The sequence below is a fragment of the Bacillus sp. LSHTCR4 genome (assembly GCF_057197025.1).
In genome coordinates this window covers 2563864-2583927 of the sequence record NZ_JBXUNO010000001.1, presented here as the reverse complement: position 1 = coordinate 2583927, position 20064 = coordinate 2563864, and the positions used below count along the sequence as shown (strand labels likewise).

Annotated in this window: 21 protein-coding genes; 16 read left to right on the top strand and 5 right to left on the bottom strand. The window is 33.9% G+C overall.

The genetic code is table 11. The features are described 5' to 3' along the window. The first annotated feature begins 192 nt into the window (after positions 1-192). The 7 genes from AC2CGR_RS13210 (at position 193) to AC2CGR_RS13180 (ending at position 8279) form a co-directional block, all read left to right on the top strand. Complete coding sequence (locus AC2CGR_RS13210; RefSeq protein ID WP_205687608.1) at positions 193-654, top strand: CarD family transcriptional regulator; 462 nt, start codon at positions 193-195, stop codon at positions 652-654. A gap of 565 nt (positions 655-1219) precedes the next feature. Beyond that, the gene (locus tag AC2CGR_RS13205) at positions 1220-2347 is read left to right on the top strand and encodes an alkene reductase (protein WP_087967230.1); all 1128 of its coding nucleotides are present in this window, start codon (positions 1220-1222) and stop codon (positions 2345-2347) included. 67 nt (positions 2348-2414) lie between these two features. Continuing rightward, positions 2415-3989, top strand: coding sequence for an FMN-binding glutamate synthase family protein (locus AC2CGR_RS13200; RefSeq protein WP_131100569.1), 1575 nt, complete (start codon positions 2415-2417; stop codon positions 3987-3989). 112 nt (positions 3990-4101) lie between these two features. Further along, positions 4102-4590: a cytochrome c biogenesis protein CcdC gene (locus AC2CGR_RS13195; protein WP_131100566.1), complete on the top strand. Its 489-nt coding sequence runs from the start codon at positions 4102-4104 to the stop codon at positions 4588-4590. Positions 4591-4886: 296 nt separating this feature from the next. After that, positions 4887-6365 (top strand): sodium/proline symporter PutP, encoded by a 1479-nt coding sequence (putP, locus tag AC2CGR_RS13190; RefSeq protein WP_131100562.1) that lies wholly within the window; start codon positions 4887-4889, stop codon positions 6363-6365. Between the two features lie 339 nt (positions 6366-6704). Further along, a complete protein-coding gene (locus AC2CGR_RS13185; protein ID WP_029439730.1) occupies positions 6705-7643 on the top strand; it encodes a ring-cleaving dioxygenase in 939 nt (312 codons plus the stop codon). 24 nt (positions 7644-7667) lie between these two features. Continuing rightward, positions 7668-8279, top strand: a complete 612-nt coding sequence (locus AC2CGR_RS13180; protein ID WP_484480900.1) for an alpha/beta hydrolase — start codon at positions 7668-7670, stop codon at positions 8277-8279. Positions 8280-8334: 55 nt separating this feature from the next. Here the strand turns inward: AC2CGR_RS13180 and AC2CGR_RS13175 are convergent, their stop codons facing one another. Further along, positions 8335-9867: a BA3702 family sensor histidine kinase gene (locus AC2CGR_RS13175; protein ID WP_131100559.1), complete on the bottom strand. Its 1533-nt coding sequence runs from the start codon at positions 9865-9867 to the stop codon at positions 8335-8337. 234 nt (positions 9868-10101) lie between these two features. Here AC2CGR_RS13175 and AC2CGR_RS13170 point away from each other — a divergent pair, with 234 nt between their 5' ends. Further along, positions 10102-10473, top strand: coding sequence for a VOC family protein (locus AC2CGR_RS13170; RefSeq protein ID WP_071722565.1), 372 nt, complete (start codon positions 10102-10104; stop codon positions 10471-10473). A gap of 20 nt (positions 10474-10493) precedes the next feature. On the opposite strand, the gene AC2CGR_RS13165 is transcribed toward AC2CGR_RS13170, so the two are convergent. Then, on the bottom strand, positions 10494-11303 hold the full coding sequence (locus AC2CGR_RS13165) for a YitT family protein (protein ID WP_087967243.1): 810 nt from the start codon (positions 11301-11303) through the stop codon (positions 10494-10496). A 126-nt stretch (positions 11304-11429) separates the two neighbouring features. Here AC2CGR_RS13165 and AC2CGR_RS13160 point away from each other — a divergent pair, with 126 nt between their 5' ends. Genes AC2CGR_RS13160 through AC2CGR_RS13150 form a run of 3 tightly spaced genes read left to right on the top strand, consistent with a single transcriptional unit; the run spans position 11430 to position 12987 of the window. Continuing rightward, positions 11430-12251: a protein phosphatase 2C domain-containing protein gene (locus AC2CGR_RS13160; protein ID WP_131100556.1), complete on the top strand. Its 822-nt coding sequence runs from the start codon at positions 11430-11432 to the stop codon at positions 12249-12251. 14 nt (positions 12252-12265) lie between these two features. Next, entirely contained in the window at positions 12266-12724 is a 459-nt protein-coding gene (locus AC2CGR_RS13155) for a peptidoglycan recognition protein family protein (protein WP_087967247.1), read from the top strand. 11 nt (positions 12725-12735) lie between these two features. After that, complete coding sequence (locus tag AC2CGR_RS13150; RefSeq protein WP_131100553.1) at positions 12736-12987, top strand: DUF2164 domain-containing protein; 252 nt, start codon at positions 12736-12738, stop codon at positions 12985-12987. Positions 12988-13114: 127 nt separating this feature from the next. Here the strand turns inward: AC2CGR_RS13150 and AC2CGR_RS13145 are convergent, their stop codons facing one another. Next, the gene (locus tag AC2CGR_RS13145) at positions 13115-13543 is read right to left on the bottom strand and encodes a cytidine deaminase (RefSeq protein ID WP_087967251.1); all 429 of its coding nucleotides are present in this window, start codon (positions 13541-13543) and stop codon (positions 13115-13117) included. Positions 13544-14073: 530 nt separating this feature from the next. Here AC2CGR_RS13145 and AC2CGR_RS13140 point away from each other — a divergent pair. Next, a complete protein-coding gene (locus AC2CGR_RS13140) occupies positions 14074-15552 on the top strand; it encodes a DUF4822 domain-containing protein (protein ID WP_131100550.1) in 1479 nt (492 codons plus the stop codon). Between the two features lie 135 nt (positions 15553-15687). Here AC2CGR_RS13140 and AC2CGR_RS13135 read toward each other — a convergent pair whose 3' ends face one another. Continuing rightward, positions 15688-15900 (bottom strand): CsbD family protein, encoded by a 213-nt coding sequence (locus tag AC2CGR_RS13135; RefSeq protein WP_000160409.1) that lies wholly within the window; start codon positions 15898-15900, stop codon positions 15688-15690. A gap of 171 nt (positions 15901-16071) precedes the next feature. Next, positions 16072-16884 carry a GNAT family N-acetyltransferase gene (locus AC2CGR_RS13130; RefSeq protein ID WP_087967255.1) on the bottom strand — a complete coding sequence of 271 codons (813 nt, stop codon included), beginning with the start codon at positions 16882-16884 and terminating at the stop codon, positions 16072-16074. A gap of 152 nt (positions 16885-17036) precedes the next feature. Here AC2CGR_RS13130 and AC2CGR_RS13125 point away from each other — a divergent pair, with 152 nt between their 5' ends. From AC2CGR_RS13125 to AC2CGR_RS13110, 4 genes are all read left to right on the top strand, one after another. Then, positions 17037-17240, top strand: a complete 204-nt coding sequence (locus tag AC2CGR_RS13125; protein ID WP_000810212.1) for a hypothetical protein — start codon at positions 17037-17039, stop codon at positions 17238-17240. A gap of 448 nt (positions 17241-17688) precedes the next feature. Beyond that, a complete protein-coding gene (locus AC2CGR_RS13120) occupies positions 17689-18477 on the top strand; it encodes a helix-turn-helix domain-containing protein (protein ID WP_087967257.1) in 789 nt (262 codons plus the stop codon). A 46-nt stretch (positions 18478-18523) separates the two neighbouring features. Further along, positions 18524-19375, top strand: coding sequence for an ABC transporter ATP-binding protein (locus AC2CGR_RS13115; RefSeq protein WP_087967259.1), 852 nt, complete (start codon positions 18524-18526; stop codon positions 19373-19375). Next, positions 19376-20026, top strand: coding sequence for an ABC-2 transporter permease (locus AC2CGR_RS13110; protein WP_484480899.1), 651 nt, complete (start codon positions 19376-19378; stop codon positions 20024-20026). Positions 20027-20064 lie beyond the last annotated feature (38 nt).

Genomic DNA, 20064 nt, shown 5'->3' with positions numbered 1-20064 from the left:
AGGCGAAATTAGAATGTATGTATGTGTGGAAAAGTTAATAAGATTGCGGATTTTTAGTGATATTTTACGAAGTCATTTTCTTAGTTTATAAGGATTGACACGAAAAATAATTTTATGATAAAATAAAAATTTTGCTAAAAAAACGAATGTGTGTTAAGCTTGAGAAGGTTACCATATATGGAGGTGGATTATTTGTTTCAAATTGGCGATAACATTGTTTATCCAATGCAAGGAGCAGGTATAATTAAAGCCATAGAAGAGAAGGAAATCGCAGGAAAAAAACAACAGTATTATGTTATAAAAATGTCGGCTAGTAATATGGAAATAATGATTCCTGAAGGAAAAATATTGAATTCAAATATACGACCAGTAACGGATATCGCGGCATTAATACACATAATAGATATTTTTCAACATGGAGAATCAGATAGATTACTTACGTGGAAACAAAGGTATAAATTGAACACTGATAAAATAAAAACGGGTAAAATGCAAGAAGGTGCTGAAGTTGTGCGTGATTTAATGCGTATACAGAAAGAAAAAGCACTTAATGCAAGCGAAAAGAAAATGTTAGATAATGCACATGAATTTTTGATTAGTGAACTGGGATTAATCGAAGGTATCACAGAAAATCAAATAAAAAGCTTCTGTTAAGGTTTATTACAAATAATGTATTGTATCCCAAAAAAGATTTTGAATTTTTTGGGAACGTAATTATAGACAATCAATCATTTCAAAGACATTCAACTCTTTTAAACCACTTTTAGAGCATTAACCTCTTTTGTTATTACTACACTCAAATCCATTTTTATTTTTTAATTCTTTTACGAATGTTCGAAGTTTAATTCAATACTTCGATAAAATAGTTACTTGATTTTTGCAATCCTGATTCACACTGGCACGGACGAGGAGCCGTAAGGATGAAAGAGAGGTAGGGCTTTCATTGTTTTAGGTATATAAGTTATTATTTTTAGAAGAATACTGAACCATTTTCACTTCTATTGATAAGGGATTCTTTATATTAAAGAGATAAAGAAATTGACAGCCATATATGATCAACTAAAAAAGGTTTCCTACTGAGGAAACCTTTTTAATTTTATTTATAGCATTCTATTTTTTTGATATTCGAATGTTTTATAGAAAAGTCGTATAAATTGACGTTACTATTTAAAAGTAAGTATGATGCGATTATAGCAAGAATTTTTAAGGGGGAAGAAAAATGGCAAGTTCTAATAATAAAGCGGCAAGTATTTATGAGGGAACAAATGTAAACGCTTGGGGATCTTTTGAAAAGATTGAAGAAACGAAGTTGTTTAATCCGATTCAAATTGGATCTTGGTCTCTTCGTAACCGTATCGCAATGGCACCGATGACAAGATGCTTTGCAAATAATGAGACTGGTGTAGTTGGTGTTGACGTAGTAGAGTATTACCGAAAACGTGCTGCTGACGGAGTTGGATTAATTATTACAGAAGGAATTGTCATTAGTCCGAGAGCGAAAGGGAATCCAGGAGTACCAGGGATTTATACGCAAGAACAAATCGACTCTTGGAAACCTGTTACAGAGGCAGTACATAAAGAAGGCGGGACGATTATTGCTCAAATATGGCATGTTGGACGTATGAGTCATCACGAAATAATTGGTGGGCAAATGCCGCAAGCGCCTTCTGCAATCGCTGCAGAAGGGAATGTTCCGCGTTTTCGTAAACCATTTGATACACCAGAAGCAATGACGTTAGAAGAAATACAAGAAGTTATCAGTCAATACGCACAAGCTGCGAAAAACGCGATCGAAGCTGGGTTTGATGGGGTAGAAATTCACGGTGCCCACGGATATTTAATTGATCAATTTACTTATGAGTTTGCAAATAAGCGTACTGATAAATATGGCGGTGACTTAAAGCAAAGATTAACGTTTATGAAAGAAGTAACGGAGGCTGTAATAGAAGCAGTTGGAGCTGATAAAACACTTCTTCGTTTCTCTGCTTTTAAAGGGGATAATCCTACTTATATGTGGGAAAACCCTGAGCTGGCAATTGAAACATTTGTAAATATGTTTAAAGAAGTTGGATTAAAGATGATTCATCCTTCAACGATGAATTATACGCAAGTGATTGCTGACGGAAAGAATTTTCATCAATTAGTAAGAAAATATTGGGATGGTACGATTGTTGGGGTTGGTAATTTGAATCCGAAAGAGGCAGAAGAAGCACTGCAAGAAGGAACAATTGACGTAGCTGCATTCGGAAGACCGTTAATTGCGAATCCAGATTTTGTTCATCGAATTAAACATGCGGAAAGTTTAGTTGAATATGACGCGAAAGAGCATCTTGCTACATTAATTTGAATAAAGATAAAAGGAGAACACATGGAGTGTTCTCCTTTTATTATGGAATTTCATAGGGGGAAGCGAGATGAGTGAAACGCTACTCGTTATTATTAGTATATTACTATTATTAATGTTGCTTTTAATCGTCTTTTTTATTATCACATTTTTTATAAAAAAACGGACGCATCATTCTATTTTAAAACTACATCCATACTTAGGAAGAATGCGTTACTTATTGGAAAAGATAGGGCCGGAATTCCGGCAATATTGGTTTGATCACGATACAGATGGAAAACCTTTTTCACGTTACGACTTTCAAAGTGTTATGTTTTTAGCGAAGTATCGCTCTGAAATACTTGGTTTTGGGTCGAAACGAGATTTTGAAGCATCTGGTTATTATATTGCTAATACGTTGTTTCCGGTATTAACAGAAGAATTAAGTGTGAACGTAACGCAAGAACGTGAAGGGAAAAAGTATGTGATTCATAAAGAAGGATTATTTTCAAGGAGAGAAAAATTGACAGCGGATACAACGAATCTTTGGTTATACGAAGAAGACGATGCAATTATCGTCGGCGAAAATCGTAAATATCCATGGAAACTGTATGGCATGTTTGGAGCGTCAGCAACTTCTTATGGTGCGATAGGTGAAAATTATATTTTAGCGAGCGGCTTTGGAGCAAAAATGGCAGGCGGATCGTGGATTAATACTGGTGAAGGTGGTGTTATTCCAGAACATTTACATACAGGAGCGAATATCGTTGCGCAAATTGGTCCAGGGTTATTTGGATACCGTGATGAGGACGGGAATTTTTCAATGGAGAAATTCATGGATAAAGTGAAAGAAAGTAATATTAAAGCATTTGAATTGAAATTTGGGCAAGGTGCTAAAATACGTGGTGGTCATTTAGAGGGGCAAAAAGTAAATGAGAAAATTGCTTCTGTTCGGAATGTACGAGTAGGAGAGACGATTAATTCTCCAAATCGATTTTCATTTTTGAATAATGCAGCAGATACACTTTATTTTATTCAGCGTTTGCAAGAAACTGGCGGTAAACCAATCGGTATGAAAATTGTAATCGGACAGCAGCAGCCGTTGGAAGATTTATTTAAAACGATGAAAGAATTAAATATCTATCCAGATTTTATTACAATTGACGGCTCAGAAGGTGGATCAGGAGCAACATATAAATCGATGGCAGATAGTATGGGGATGCCGCTTATTCCAGCATTACTGACGTGTATTGATACAGCGAATTATTATGATGTGCGGGATAAATTCAAAGTGTTTGCCTCGGGGAAATTAATTACACCAGATAAAGTGGCGATTGCTTTAGCGATTGGTGCAGATGCTGTAAATTCAGCACGTGGTTTTATGATGGCAAGTGGCTGTATAATGGCGCTTCAGTGTAATTCCGGACAATGTCCATCTGGAGTTGCCACGACGAATCCGCACTATCAAAAAGCGCTAGACCCGTATGAGAAGAAATGGCGCGTAATGAATTATGTTGTTAGTATGAGATATAGTTTGTTCTCACTTGCAGCAGCAGTGGGAGTAAAGAGTCCGCGTTATTTAACGAGAGAGCATATTGTGTTTAAAGATGAGGTGGGGCGGGTGGTACCTCTTTCAGAATTGTTTCCTATAATAAATCAAACCTAAAAATATATTTTATATGTAAAATTTTTTGAAGGAATAATCATATTCTTTAGAAAATATTAAGAGTATAATGGGAAAGGTTTTTAAAAATGACTATTTTTAGGGAGAGATTCACTTGGATCAAGGTTCGTACAGTATTACAATTTTTTTACTCGTCATAGGACTCGTTATATTTGGACGTATGCGTTCCATGAATCGACCAATTAAAAATAAAGGAAGACGACTATTATTTCCATTATTCTTTTTATTACCAGGTTTTTCTTTATATGCGGCACCGATACAACTTGCTGATTGGCAAATTGGGGTAGCTGCTGGGATTGGATTGTTATTATCAATTCCACTTATTATTTTAACTGGATATGAAGTGAGAGAAGATGGTCAAATTTATGCGAAAAAAAGTATTGCTTTTATTGCTACATTTTTAGTTATCGTTCTTTTACGTGCTTATTTTAGAAGACATTTACAAGGTTTAGATCCAAAGTCAATCGGCATTCTTTTCTATACCCTTGCGGTTTGTTATATAGTACCTTGGCGTATTGGCTGCTATATAAAATTTCGTAAAGTATACGTAGAGAAAGAGAAAATTACGATGTCAATAAGCTAAAAGTCATACATTTGTATGGCTTTTTCTTTTGGAAATTTGGCGGATAAATAAATAAAAATAAGGAGTGAAAAAGTGTTTTGTTTTCTGAATATTTTTACTTTAATTTATTTTGAAAACCGGGTAATCCACTGGGATAAAGGCGTTTATAAAGGTTTTTACATGTAGTAAAAAGTGCTTGTTCACTTGAAAGAACAAAAAATGTTTGTTAAGGTAGGGAACCATAAGCGAAAACAAGAAAATAGAAAAAGTCATTTTTCGAAATTTTGAATGGCTTATGTAACTAAGGGAGAGATTTGGTGAAGATTGAGATTATGGTTTCGCTTGCTATTTATATGGCAGGTATGTTGTATATCGGTTATTGGTCTTATAAGAAGACATCCGATTTATCAGATTATATGTTAGGCGGTAGGGGACTTGGTCCAGCAGTTACAGCTTTATCAGCTGGTGCTTCTGACATGAGTGGTTGGATGTTAATGGGATTACCTGGTGCAATGTATGCAACAGGATTATCAAGTGTATGGATTGCGATAGGGTTATTAATAGGCGCTTATGCAAACTATTTAATTCTTGCTCCACGTTTGCGAACGTATACAGAAGTGGCAAATGATTCAATTACGATTCCGGACTTTTTAGAAAATCGGTTTAAGGATCGTACGAAAATACTTCGTTTTGTCTCCGCTATCGTCATTTTAGTATTTTTCACATTTTATGCATCGGCTGGTTTAGTTTCAGGTGGACGTTTGTTTGAAAATTCTTTTAACCTGGATTATAAAATTGGTTTATTTGTAACTGTCGGTGTCGTTGTTGCTTATACATTATTTGGTGGCTTTTTAGCAGTAAGTTGGACTGACTTTGTGCAAGGTTGTATTATGTTTATTGCTCTCGTATTAGTGCCAATTGTTGCTTTTACAGATGTCGGTGGTGTAACAGAAACATTCAATACGATTAAGCAAGTTGATGCATCGCATTTGGATATGTTTAAAGGGACTACAGTATTAGGGATTATTTCCTTTTTAGCATGGGGTCTTGGGTATTTTGGTCAACCACATATTATTGTCCGCTTTATGGCAATTACCTCTATTAAAGATTTGAAAACTTCTCGTAGAATCGGTATCGGTTGGATGGCGATTTCAATTATAGGTGCAATGCTCACTGGTTTGGTTGGTATCGCCTACTATGCTAAAAATAATGGGACATTACAAGACCCAGAAATGGTCTTTGTAACATTCTCAAACATTTTATTCCATCCGTACATTACTGGGTTTTTATTGTCAGCTATATTAGCTTCTATTATGAGTAGTATTTCCTCACAATTACTTGTTATTTCAAGTGCTGTAACGGAAGATTTCTATAAAACATTTTTCCGTCGTAAAGCAAGTGATAAAGAACTTGTATGTATCGGTAGGCTGTCAGTATTAGTAGTAGCGATGATTGCAGTTGTTTTAGCGTATCATCCAAGTGATACAATTTTAACGCTTGTTGGATATGCTTGGGCAGGATTTGGATCAGCATTCGGACCAGCAATTTTATTAAGTTTATATTGGAAGAGAACGAACAAATGGGGCGTTCTTGCTGGGATGATTGTAGGTGCAATAGTTGTAATTACTTGGGTACAAATTCCAAGTTTAAAAGCAACTATGTATGAAATGGTACCTGGATTCTTCTGTAGCTTATTAGCTGTTATTGTTGTAAGTTTAGTAACAAAAGAACCAGTGAAAGCAATTCATCGTGAATTTACTGAGATGGAAGCAGTACTGGAAGAGGAAACGAAATAATTAGTGAAGAGAGTAAACGAAACTGGCGTTTACTCTCTTTTTATTTAAAATGAAAATAAGGAACTTGTTGACAACTATAAGTAAGTAACTTATAATAAATTTGAGTACAAAGTAATTTGTGCTTTGAATAAAGATTTCAAATGGAGTAAATATTTTTTGGAAATTATCTCGGATTTGAGATAATTTGATAAGCTGGAAGTTAATGTGTAATTTTATAATTAATATCTCGAATTCGAGATAAAATTATCATGACGGATTTTACTATGCAGTATGGACAAAATGAATACTGAGTTTTAATGTATAAAAATTTTTATAAAGGACTAAAAAGGAGTGAACGAAATGGAAAAGAAAACAATGGGGATCCATCACATTACAGCAATTGTAGGACATCCACAAGAAAATGTAGATTTTTATGCTGGTGTATTAGGTTTACGTTTAGTGAAACAAACAGTAAATTTTGATGATCCGGGTACGTACCATCTTTATTTTGGTAATGAAGGAGGAAAGCCTGGAACAATTATTACGTTTTTTCCATGGGCAGGTGCTCGTCAAGGAGTTATTGGTGACGGTCAAGTAGGAATCACTTCTTATGTTGTACCAAAAGGGGCAATGGAATTTTGGGAAAATAGATTAGAAAAATTCGATGTTTCGTATACAAAAATGACTCGATTTGGAGAGCAGTATTTAGAATTTGATGATCCACATGGTTTGCATATAGAATTAGTAGAAAGAGAAGAGGGCGAATTAAATAATTGGACTTTTGGAGAAGTTACGCCAGAAGTAGCAATTAAAGGATTTGGTGGTGCAGTTCTTTTATCGGCACAGCCTCAAAAAACAGCTGAACTGTTAGAGCATATCATGGGTCTTGAAAAAATGGGAGAAGAGGGTGAATTTATTCGATTCCGTTCTTCCGCTGATATTGGAAATATTATCGATTTAAGGTTATCGACAATTGGTCGTGGCCAAATGGGTGTTGGTACAGTGCATCATATTGCTTGGAGAGCGAGTGACGATGCTGATCAGCTAGACTGGAAAGAGCATGTGTCCCGTTTTGGATACCACGTAACTCCTGTACAAGATCGAAATTATTTTAACGCAATTTATTTTAGAGAACACGGTGAAATTTTATTTGAGATTGCAACAGATCCTCCTGGTTTCGCTCATGATGAATCGTTAGAGACAATGGGTGAGGAATTAAAGTTACCGGAACAATATGAACAACATAGAAAACAGATTGAACAAACGCTTTTACCATTTGAAGTGAGAAATTTAGATTAAAGTGATTGAAAGGGGAAAAGGATTATGATGAAACATGTTTTTCAAAAAGGAAAAGATACGTCAAAACCAGTTTTATTATTACTTCATGGCACAGGTGGTAATGAATTAGATTTATTACCACTTGCAGAAATAATTGATCCGGAAGCGTCGGTATTAAGCGTTAGGGGAAATGTATTAGAGAATGGGATGCCACGTTTCTTCCGCCGATTAGCAGAAGGTATTTTTGATGAAGAGGATTTTATTTTCCGTACGAAGGAATTAAATGAGTTTTTAGATGAAGCTGCAAAAACATATGAATTTGATAGAAACAACATTGTAGCTATCGGTTATTCAAATGGAGCAAACATTGCGGCAAGCTTATTATTCCACTACGAAAATGCGTTGAAAGGCGCTGTGCTTCATCACCCAATGGTGCCTAGAAGAGGAACACAATTGCCTAATTTAGCTGGGAAATCCGTGTTTATTGCTGCTGGGATAAATGATCCAATTTGTTCATCTTCTGAGTCAGAGGAATTGAAGCAACTATTAGAAAATGCAAAAGCTAATGTAACAATGCATTGGGAAAATAGAGGGCATCAATTAACGATGGGTGAAGTAGAAAAAGCAAAAGAATGGTATGGAAAAACAGTTCTATAAGTACAAATAATAAAAGAAGCATCTGCTAACAATTAGCAGATGCTTCTTTTATTATTTAAGACTGGATTGTAAGGTGAGATGAAGAAAGTGGTAGCTGAATATCAACGATTGTACCTTTATTTAATTCACTTGAAATGTGTAATTTACCATGATGCTCTTCAATTATTTTGTAACACATCATTAATCCTAGCCCTGTGCCTTTTTCTTTTAAACTATAAAATGGTTCGCCTAAACGGGAGATACGATCTTCTGGGATACCGCAACCTTCATCGATAATCCGTATTAAGATGAAAGTACCTTCTAATGGCTTTGTTTGGATGAAAATATTCCCACCATTTGGCATTGCTTCGATCGCATTTTTTAATATATTTATAAAAACTTGTTTTAATTGGTTACCGTCACATTGAATATCATATACGTAATCAAAATGATCCATAATGATATGAACGCTGTTCATAATAGCAGTCGGTAAAATAAATGTAACTACCTCTTCAATTAACGTTTGTATGTTACAAGTTTGGATTGCTAATACTTGTGGTTTAGACATCGCCATAAATTGACTCGTGATAGATTCCATCTGTGAAATTTCACTTAACATAACATCTATATACCACTTCTGCTCCTCATTTATTTCAGGGAGTAGCAATGTTAGAAAACCTTTTAGAGAAGTGAGTGGATTTCGAATTTCATGAGCAATTCCAGCTGTCAGTTGTCCGACTACTGCGAGCTTTTCTGATTTTCGTAATAACTTTTCTGTTTCTTTTAACTCAGTAACGTCTCTTCCCATTACGATAAGACCTTTACGGGAGCCGTCAGGATGATAGAGAGGAACTTTCGATATACTTAAGATTAGGTCGGAATCATCTCTATGAATAATAAATTCTTCGCCATGAAGAATTTGTCTTTGTTGCCATGCAAGTTCATCGACTTCTTCACAATGTAAAAAAGCTTCTCGGTACGCTTCATTATATTGAATGAGTTCACTATCTTTTTTTCCACGGTAAGGTACATGATGGAAATTGAAGCAAGAAAGTGCGTAGTCATTTGCCTCAAGCCAGCGCCCTTCATGATCTTTAAATATAACAAACGCAGGCATGGAGTTTACTAATGTACGCAACCTCTTCTCACTTTCTTTAAGCATTTTCTCAATTCTTTCTGATTTTTCAAGAGGCTTCATAATGGCATATACGCCAGTTATACGATTTTGGACAAAAATAGGAACTAATTTTGTCACGACGTCTAATAAGAATCCATTTTTATGATAAATAGATAAAATATATTCTTGTTGATTATCCGCTTTAGTAGTTTTTATGTTTTGTAATACTTGCTCAGAAATATGAGCTTCTAAAATAGAGGTAATGCTTTTTCGCTCTAATTCTGAAGAAGTGTAACCTAGTATTCTTTCGGCAGAAGGATTAGTGTGGATAATAATTCCCTCTAAATTTAATGAAAGAATACCATCAGGGTTGTGTTCGAACAGAGATGCATACATTTCTGTTAATGAACAATCTTGTATATGGTTGCGTAAACGTCTAGAAATGTTCGGATGACGTTTTCTTTGAGTTGATGAATATTTTTTACGACTCATAATAGTTCCTCCGTACAAATAGCATCTAAAAAGATTTGTCTATTCATAACTATAATATAGATGTAATGTGTATTTCTATAAAAAATGGAAGTTATAGAATAAATTTTGTTTTCTTTATTTTGGAAAAGTGCGTATAGGGTAGTAATAAGGGGAGCTTATATTGTTTTATAAATCATTTGTAAGTTACAGGAGTAGGTTTTCCTTATAACATTAGGGGAGAGAGGGGGAGAGAAAATGAGAAATTATATTCAAGGTATCGACCATGTACAAGTAGCTGCGCCTGTAGGGTGTGAAGAAGAAGCGCGAGAGTTTTATAGTAATAAAATTGGTATGGAGGAAATCCCAAAGCCGGAGGAATTAAAGAAGCGCGGTGGATGCTGGTTTAAGTGTGGAAATCAAGAGATTCATATCGGAGTTGAGCAAAACTTCAATCCAGCTAAAAAGGCGCATCCAGCTTTTTATGTTTTAAAAATAGATGAATTTAAACAAGAGTTAATAAAGCAAGGTATTGAAGTAATAGATGATCATGCACGACCAGATGTAATTAGATTCTATGTGTCAGATCCGTTCGGAAATCGAATTGAATTTATGGAAAATAAAAACTAGGTGGAAATCCACCTAGTTTTTTAACCTTTTCTAAACAATCCTAATACTTCAACCGTTTCTGTAATGTTAACGAATGCATGAGGGTCAATTTCAGAAATTGTTAATTTCATACTTGCTAATTCTTCACGAGAAACGACTGTCATAAGTACACGCTTCTTTTCGCTAGAATAAGCACCTTCACCATCAAGTAATGTAATTCCACGTACAACAGTTGAAAGAAGTTGTTTTTTCATTTTTTCTGCTTCATTTGTTACAATCATAAGTGTAACCTTCCGATGTTTCGTATGAATCGCATCGATGACTTTACCAGTTACATAAATCGAAAGTAAGCTTGTAAGAGCAACATCCCAAGTGAAGAAGAACCCTGCAATGATTACAACGACTGCATTTAAAATAATAAGGAATCCGCCAAGTTTAATGTCTCTTTTGCGAGATAACAACATACCGATAATATCGAAACCACCAGTTGATCCATTACAGTTAAAAACAAGACCGATACCAGCTCCGGCAATAACACCACCAAAGATAGATGATAAAAGCGGATCTGTTGCTACGACTTTCACTGGAACATAGTATAATGCAACAGATAATACAATCACAGAGATAATCGTGTTAAAAATGACTTTTTTTCCAAGACCTATGTATCCTAAAATAAGGATAGGTAAGTTTAATACAAAGTTAATAATACCTGTGTTTACAGGAGTTACAATCCCTAAAATAATAGCAATTCCGCCAATTCCACTACTTAAAATTTTGTGGGGGATAAGGAAAAGATTAAAGGCAATCGCAATAATAATAGAACCAATAATAACACCAAGAAATCTGACCATCTCTTTCCCGTCCTTCACTGAAAAATTCATATTATTTCAAGATTATATATGATATTGAAAGTTTTGGGTAAAAACAGTTTATTTCGGAAAATTAGATTAATCAAAAGAATTTGAGTATTTTATCATTTGAAAGGGGATACAGTTGTGAAGATAAAAACATATCAACAGAAAAGCCCGTTGAAGCAAGCATGTGAGGATTCTTATTTTTGTAATGAAGAAAAAAAGATTTATGGTGTATGTGACGGTGCAACACCACTTGTCCCGTTTCGTGATGAAAAGGGACATAATGGAGCATACATCGCTTCACATTTATTTGCAAGTTATTTTAATTCATTCCGCGAAAATCATAGTTTACAAGTTGCTGTTGCAAAAGCAAATGAAGCATTGCAAAGAAAAATGTTAGAATATGGAGTAGATACGAGAAAGAAAGAGCATTTGTGGTGCACATGTATCGCGGCAGTCCAAATAGTTGGTGAGAAAATTGAATATGCACAATTAGGGGACTGTATGATTGTTGCAATACTTCAAAATGGAACGATGCAAGTATTAACGAAAGACACGGTCGAAGGAATTAGTAAACGAGCAAAAAAGAAAAGAGAAGAAGATCGTAAAAAAGGGCTATCTGTACCAGAAGAACATGTTTTTCAAGATGTACGGGAACAGTTAAAATATAATCGTTATCTTGCAAATATGCAGGGTGGGTATTCCGTTGCAAATGGAATGAAAGAAGCGATTCATTATTTACAGCATGGGGAATTACATATAGATGAAGTAAGCGGCATTTTTATTTGTTCAGACGGATTATTCCACCCAGATTGGCCACTCGAACAAACTGTTGCATATATAAGAAAGAATAGTATAAATGAATATGTAGCAATTATTGAAGAGCTAGAAGGGGAAAAGAGAATAAGACCAGATGATAAAACAATTATGATTATTGAATTGTAAGGGAGGATGTTCAAATGGAAATTAAATGTGTTAATTTAACATTTCAAGATGAATTAGTTCCTTTAGAAAAAGTAAATAAACTGATTATCCACCACACATCCGAAGATGGATGGGATGTGTATAAAACACATGAATTTCATCAAAAAGTAAGAGGATGGAGCGGGATCGGTTATAATTATTTTATCGAAGCAGATGGAACTGTAGTCGAAGGACGTGGTTTACATATTGGAGCGCATGCGAAAGATAATAACAGAGATACAATTGGAATATGTATGACGGGTAATTTTGATAAATATGATCCAACTCCTGCTCAAGTGAATGCATTATATTCTGTATGTAAAAAGTTTATGAAGCAGTTTGCTATAAAGAAAGAAAATATACTCGGTCATAGGGAGCTCGAAGGTGTTACAAAAAGTTGTCCTGGCAATCGCTTTTCTATGGTAGAGTTAAGAAACGTACTATCTTACATATAGAGGAGTAATAAATGATGATGAATATAAAAATACCAAATGATAAAAAAGAAGAGCTTGTAGCACAAATTCAGCAATTTTTCGTTGAAGAAGATTTAGATGAAATTGGGCGTTTTCAAGCAGAGCGATTAATAGAAGAAATGATAAAATTAGTAGGACCGTTTGCATACAATCAAGCGCTTGGAGATGCTAGAAAGCTTGTAACAGAGAAACTATCTAATATTGAAGAAGATTTGTATGTGTTAGAGAAGAGTGAAGGGAAGTAAGAAGAAAAGTTTTTGTCGTCTTCTGTCAATTATAAAATAAGTATTATGTCACGGCTTTTTCCGATGTTTTATTTGGAAAAGGCCGTGAAATTTTTTTGTCGTCAGAAGGAAAAAATAGAGATTAATCCTATCTCGTACTCCATTCTTTTTCCATTTCATCATGATATGCTTCTGTCCAATGATATGGTTGCAGCTCTTTTAGAGGTTTAAAAATAATATCTTGTTTAGCATTTGTAATCGCGCACTGTACTTCTGGTCCCCAATAGAATAAACGTTCTTGGCATACACCACAAGGCGAGAGTACCTTTAATTCAGAATGCTCATTTTCTCGTGTAAGACAAATAGAATGTGTAACTTTCTTTTGAAATTTATGAGCTTCTAAAATTGCACCTGTTTCCATACAAAGTTCTGTTGAAGCGTTTATTACGTCCGGAGCAACACTTGTATAAATTGTTCCATCTTCTACACGAATCGCTGCGGCTCCACCCCAATCATTTGGATATCTTTGTTCAATTAAATGTTTCACCACATCATATAATTGTTGCTCAATATTCAATTTCTTTTCCTCTTTTCTGCCCAAATTTCGGTTTGTTATTTCGGAATATTCTTTCTTTTATCATGATAACATAAACAAAAAAATGGAATAAACATTTAATTTCAAACCATCTTTTTAAAGAACTATATTATCTTTTAAATGATTTTATTAATTTTTAAGCGACTTTACTATCACTCAACAATATAAAATAAAACTTCTTTTTGCTAAAAGGGACCCTAGAATTAAAAACGTTATTCTTTCTTAACAAGCTAGATGAGAAAGAATAACGTTTTTTTATAGATTGAGATTAAAAATATATTATCTTAATTTTATCTTTTTTTAATAATTTATTTATGGGTAGTTTATAGTTGCTATTTATAATTCTTTTATATAGCAGCTACGGATACTACGAAAACGAGCTTTGAAGGTGTAACACTTTGTATCCAATTAGCTGTAATGAAAATTTAGAACATGAATTGCTCACATAGAATCTTCTTTTGAAAGAAAAGTGGTGTAATTCTTTGTTAGATGAAGGAAGGGATTGGAAAGCTATGAATAAAACAATTTTAAAAACATGTATCATATCAGCAGTTCTAGGTGGAGTGCTATTAACTGAAAAAAATGGAGAAGTGAAAGCAGAAGAGAATACACCACAAACGAATCATACTGGTGTATTCAAAGATGTTCCAAAGGGGCACTGGGCATATGAGGCGATTCAGCAATTAACAGATGAGAAAATTATTTTCGGTTATGATGATGGGAGATTTGGTTTTGGAGATAACGTAACACGCGAACAAGTTGCAGCTTTACTATATCGTTATTTTAATCTAGCAGAAGACAAAAATTATCAGAACCCGTATGGGGACGTAAGTGAAGAGTCGACAAGCTATATAAAGGAAATCGTGTCTTTAACAGAAATGGGCGTTTTTAAGGGTGACGAGCATGGGAACTTTAGACCGAAGGCATCCTTAACGCGTGCAGAAATGGCACAGGTTCTTACAAATGCTTTTCATTTAAAGGCAAATAGTGATCACACTTTTAATGACGTTTCAACGAACTCATGGGCAAGAAATGCAATTAGTGCTGTTCAAACAAATAATATTGCAAAAGGAGTAGGCGGAGGGAATTTTGCTCCAAATATGGATGTGACGCGTGAACAGTATGCTCAATTTTTATACAATGCAATACAAGAAACTGAGCAAACCCAACAGACGAAGGGGCAACAACTAGCTAGTATACTTGGTGAAACAAATTGGCAAGGGACAAAAGTCTATGACAAAGATCATAACGATTTAACGAAAGAAAATCAAAATTTCATCGGGCTTGCAAAGTATGATGCTAAAACGGCAAGGTATGAATTTTTTAATGCAAAGACAGGAGAGAGTCGTAATGATAGCGGTACCTTTTTTATAACCAATGACGGAAAGAAAAGAGTACTAATTTCTGAGACGCAAAATTATCAAGCAGTTGTTGAATTAACGCAATTAGATAAGGAGAGATTTACATATAAAAGAATGGGGAAAGATGCAAAAGGAAACGATGTAGAAGTATTTGTTGAACATGTTCCTTATCATGAAAAAGAGCTTTCTTTCACGCGACCTGATAAAAATTTAGAAAGCTCGACTGGAAAAATAGTTACAGACGTTGATGGAGATAAAATATTATCTAGTACACTATGGAACGGAACGGTGGTATTAGACGAACAGGGTAATGATGTAACAAAATATAATTCAAACTTAATCAGTCTAGCAAAATATGATAAAAATACAAATAAATACGAGTTTTTTAATGTGAATACAGGAGAAAGTCGTGGAGACTATGGTTTCTTTGATGTTGTACATCGTAATAAAATTAGAGCCCACGTTTCATTAGGAAATAATAAATACGGTGCAGTTCTTGAACTTACAGAGTTAAATAAAGAGAAATTTACGTATACAAGAATGGGGAAAGATGCGAATGGAAAAGATATAAAAATCTTCGTTGAGCATGAACCGTATACAGGTGACCTAAAACCAAATTTCACAAAGTAAGATGTAAAATAGTTGTTTATAGAAAAAAGATGCCTGAAGGCATCTTTTTTTCGTTTTAAAATAATTTTATGGGCAAATATAAAATACAAACTTTAGTATCTTACTACTTGCACAACCATACATCTTTGTTCTTTTTTATTTATTCTCTTTATGCTCTTTATATTCATGTACTTTTTCTTTCACATTACCAACCGTATCTTTAGCAGTGCCTTTTACCTTATCCCATTTTCCTTCAGCTTGTAATTTTTTATTGTCAGTTACTTTCCCAACAACTTCCTTTACTTCGCCTTTTACTTTATCAATAGCACCTTCTACTTTTTCTTTTAAACCATGATCATGTTTAGTCATACATTTCTCCTCCTTGTAGTTTGATTAGAATTCTCTTTTCATATTGCAAGTTGAATGATGTATCTAGTAATATCGTAACAAATTTAGTTTGAATGTTCAAATGATTAATGGGGTAGAAAAGGAATTGTCATAGAATGTATAAGATTGTAATGGAAGGAGAAAGCATGTAAATTACATGTCTTTTGCAGTCCATATTGATTTTGTATAAGCAATTTTCATATGGGCACGTTCCATATTATTTTGACTGCCGCTACCGAATCTTGCTTGTCCGACTATTAAATGACAATTGGATTCAATAGCTGTCTCAATTCGCTTTTGAATTAAGGCAGTATGACAGCCTTTACGCTGAAATTCTGGCAAAGTAGCAGAAGCAGCTAATGAAGCGACACCTTTATTTATATAGAGAACTCCTATACTAGCAGGAGTGTTTTGAATTTCAGCTATGAAAAAATGCCATCCTGGTTTATTGTAAAGAATTTCGTTATTTTGGCGCACGCCATCTTTTGTAAAGGATGGCATGTTAAAACCACGTACATATATGTCAGCAAAAATATCAAATTCATTTTCTTTTAGTTTGCGTACTGAAATGTTAGAAGGAAGAAGAGATGGATCTTCTTTTGGTTTACTATATAAAGCGGTATGGAAGCTAGATTGGTAAAATCCTTTTTCAGATAAGTATTGAAATAATTCAGCTGTACCTTGTGCTGGTGTAATTTCAAAACGGCAAGGAATTTGTAGTGATTGATAATAAGAAATAATCGCATCTATCTCATCTGTATTTATAAAGGTAACGCCTTTTACTGTGTTAAAAGCAGGACCAGCAATTACTTTTGATGAAAAGGCAGTGGCACTCTCGAACTTTTTTATTTGTACTTGCATTGGATTTCCGTCCATTTCTTGTAGTAGTGCTAATCTAGAAGAAAGCATATGTATTTCTGCGTTTTCAATTTCTTGTGCGGTATTGATTGTCATAATTGTACTCATGAGATTCCCCCGTCAATAAATATATTTCATAGTACATATACGATTTTTGTTCTGAGATTCCTGTTGAAATGTAAGAGAATAAGAGGTTTTTTGGAAGGGAAATGGAAGTGAACTGTCGAAGGGAGTAGAAACAGATTAAAGGTGGTGCTCTCATGAAACAGAAAGACGTGCAGACATGCTCTAATTGTGGTTCTCAAAATATAGGAGAAGGTGAGTTTGTCGGTTATGCACAAATACGGAAAAAGGAGACGATGTTCACATCTTCACCAGTAGATGCTTATATTTGTACAGATTGTGGGAATGTCCTTTTATTAAAAGTAAGACATTATGAAAAGTTTAAGCAGAAGCCGTTATGATTATTGAAAAGTGTTTTTATTAGGTAAGTTAATAGGAGAAATATTTTACATATATATGAATATGCCTTATATAAAGAGATGACAACATATACTGTGTGGGATGCTTATGAATCGTTGCACAACATACAAAAATGTATAGAAGAAATTGTGAATTAGTATGAGAAAGAAAAATTAGCTCATCTTGGAATATTTCATATCGAAAACTCCTTTATAAATAAAGGAGTTTTTATTGTTTATAACAATAATTACCTTTAATTGTTATAATTGGTTATTGAGGTAGGGTGTTTTATAAACGCCATAATCATAGAAGAAAACGAGCTAAATCTTATAGAAAACCGCTATATAACACAATCGCAACTGTAAGTTGACAAAGTGCAACCGCGGGAAGATAGAGATAAGGGCAATGTTTACATACAATTTAGGTAAGAAAACAAAGGGGGACACACATATGGGATTTGGTGAAAAGCTTTTTAAATTAAGAAAGGAAAAGGGCCTTTCTCAAGAAGCGTTAGCTGAAAAATTAAACACAACAAGGCAAGCGGTTAGTAAATGGGAAAACGGTCAAGGTTTTCCTGAAACTGAAAAGTTAATAATGATTGGCAATGTTTTTGAAGTATCACTCGACTATTTATTAAAAGAAACTGCAGAGCAAAGTAATGAAAATGTGGAGGGCTATTACGTAAGTCAGGAAATGGCAGAAGGGTATATAGTGTATGGGCAAAAAATTTCTAAATATATTGCGTTAGGATTTAGTTTACTCATTTTATCTACAATACCGTATTTATTATTTAAAGAAAGTGCAACAATTTCGACATTCCTTGTTATTATTATTGCTGTCCTTGGAATTGGAGCAATGATGGTACCTGTAACGATAGAAGAGAGTCGATATAATGTATTGAAAAAAGAAGAACTACTATTTGATCAAAACTTTCTAAAAGAATTGACAAAAAGATATGCGATTATTAAGAAGAAGTATGCTGCAGTGATGATTGTTGGATTTTGTTTTATAGCCGCAGGTGCAATCCCGTTTTTGTTTGAGAAAAAGCATATCACTTCAGGAGAATTAGTGCAGTATTATCCGTACTGTGTTGTACTTATTGCTATTGGAGTCTATCTTTTTGTTCGTGTTGTAGGAGTGTGGGAGATGTATCGAATTTTAGTAGAAAATAAAGAATATAGCAATCGTATTATTTTTAAACTAAAAAAGAAAATGAGAGAAAAAGTGGATAATTTTTAATAGTAGAAAACCTATTTTTATGAAAAGTTAAGTTAGGAGTGAAATGATGTCAAACATTCTAGAAATTAAAAATTTAAGTAAATCATTTGGAAACAAATTTGTGTTAAAAGATGTTACATTCAATGTGCCATCAGGGTCAATAGTGGGATTCATTGGTGACAATGGCGCAGGTAAATCAACAACATTTAAAACAGTACTAGAATTAATTTCTAAAGATAGCGGTACAGTAAAAATATTTGGTAAAGAAAATATAAATAAAGATGCCAAGAATAAGGGGAAGATTGGAGTCGTATTTGATGCTATGAATCTCCCAGCTCATCTTACAATAAAACAACTAAATAAGGTTTTTGAAAAGATGTTTGAATCTTGGGATAGAGAAAATTTTTACCGATTAGTTCATTCTTTCTCTTTACCTACTTATGAAAAAGTAGGTAGGTTTTCCCGTGGAATGTCGATGAAACTATCCATAGCTGTTGCATTGTCACATAATGCCAAATTATTAATTCTAGATGAAGCGACGGGAGGTCTTGATCCTTCATCTAGGGAGCAGGTATTAGAGGAATTAAAAAGTTTTGTGAATAAAAGTAATGGTGGTATATTACTTTCTTCACATATTATGAGTGATGTAGAAAAAATAGCTAGTCACCTTATTGTGATAAAAGATGGAGAAATTTTATTGAATGAAGAAAAGGATAAGGTTTTGGACAATTATGTCATTGTAGATGTTGATGAGGAGCAACTAACTTTAATCAACAAAGATATAGTTGTGGTGAAAAGGAATAATGGTTCTTATTTCAATGTACTTGTATCAGATGTGCATAAACTACCAAATGGGATTGCTCATAGAACCATTTCGATAGAAGAAATAAGTGTTTTATTAACAAGGAGTGAAAAATAAATGAAAGGTTTATTATTGACAAACTATTATCTAGTATATCGAACTTTCTTTACGTTCATGGGAATAGCGATATTAGGATCGGGATTTGTTTTTTATTTTGGTAATGCTTCAATGTACCGTTTAATTGCTACATTCATTATCTTATTTGCTGCAATTCCTGCACTTGAAGTTATTAAGTATGAGAGTAAGTCGGGTTATGAAAAATATGTACTTACTTTACCGGTTACTAGAAATAACATTGTGCAAAGTCACTACCTTTTCTATTTTATAGTTGTAATTATTGGTACTTTATTATCGTATAGCATATTTTACATATATGCTTCAGTTTTAGATACGCCAATTGATGATGATATATTTAAGAGTGTTTCTTTAGGGACGTTCATCATCCTTAATGCCGGAGCAATAGCCTATCCACTCCTCTATATTTTTGGAGCAGAAAAATCTGATGCTATTACAATTGGAGGCGCATGCGGGGGACTTGTAACTTATTTTGGATTACAAAGTGTAATTGGCTATCTAATAGAACAATTTCCAATATCAAATTTAAATTTATTTGTATACGTTTCAATTCTATATACAATATTTGGCGTTATCATATATATCTTTTCTTTTGTTATTTCGGTATTTATATATCGTAAGAAGGAGTTTTAGTGTGTTTTCTCTTAGTATTTTCTGAATTATTTCCAAAG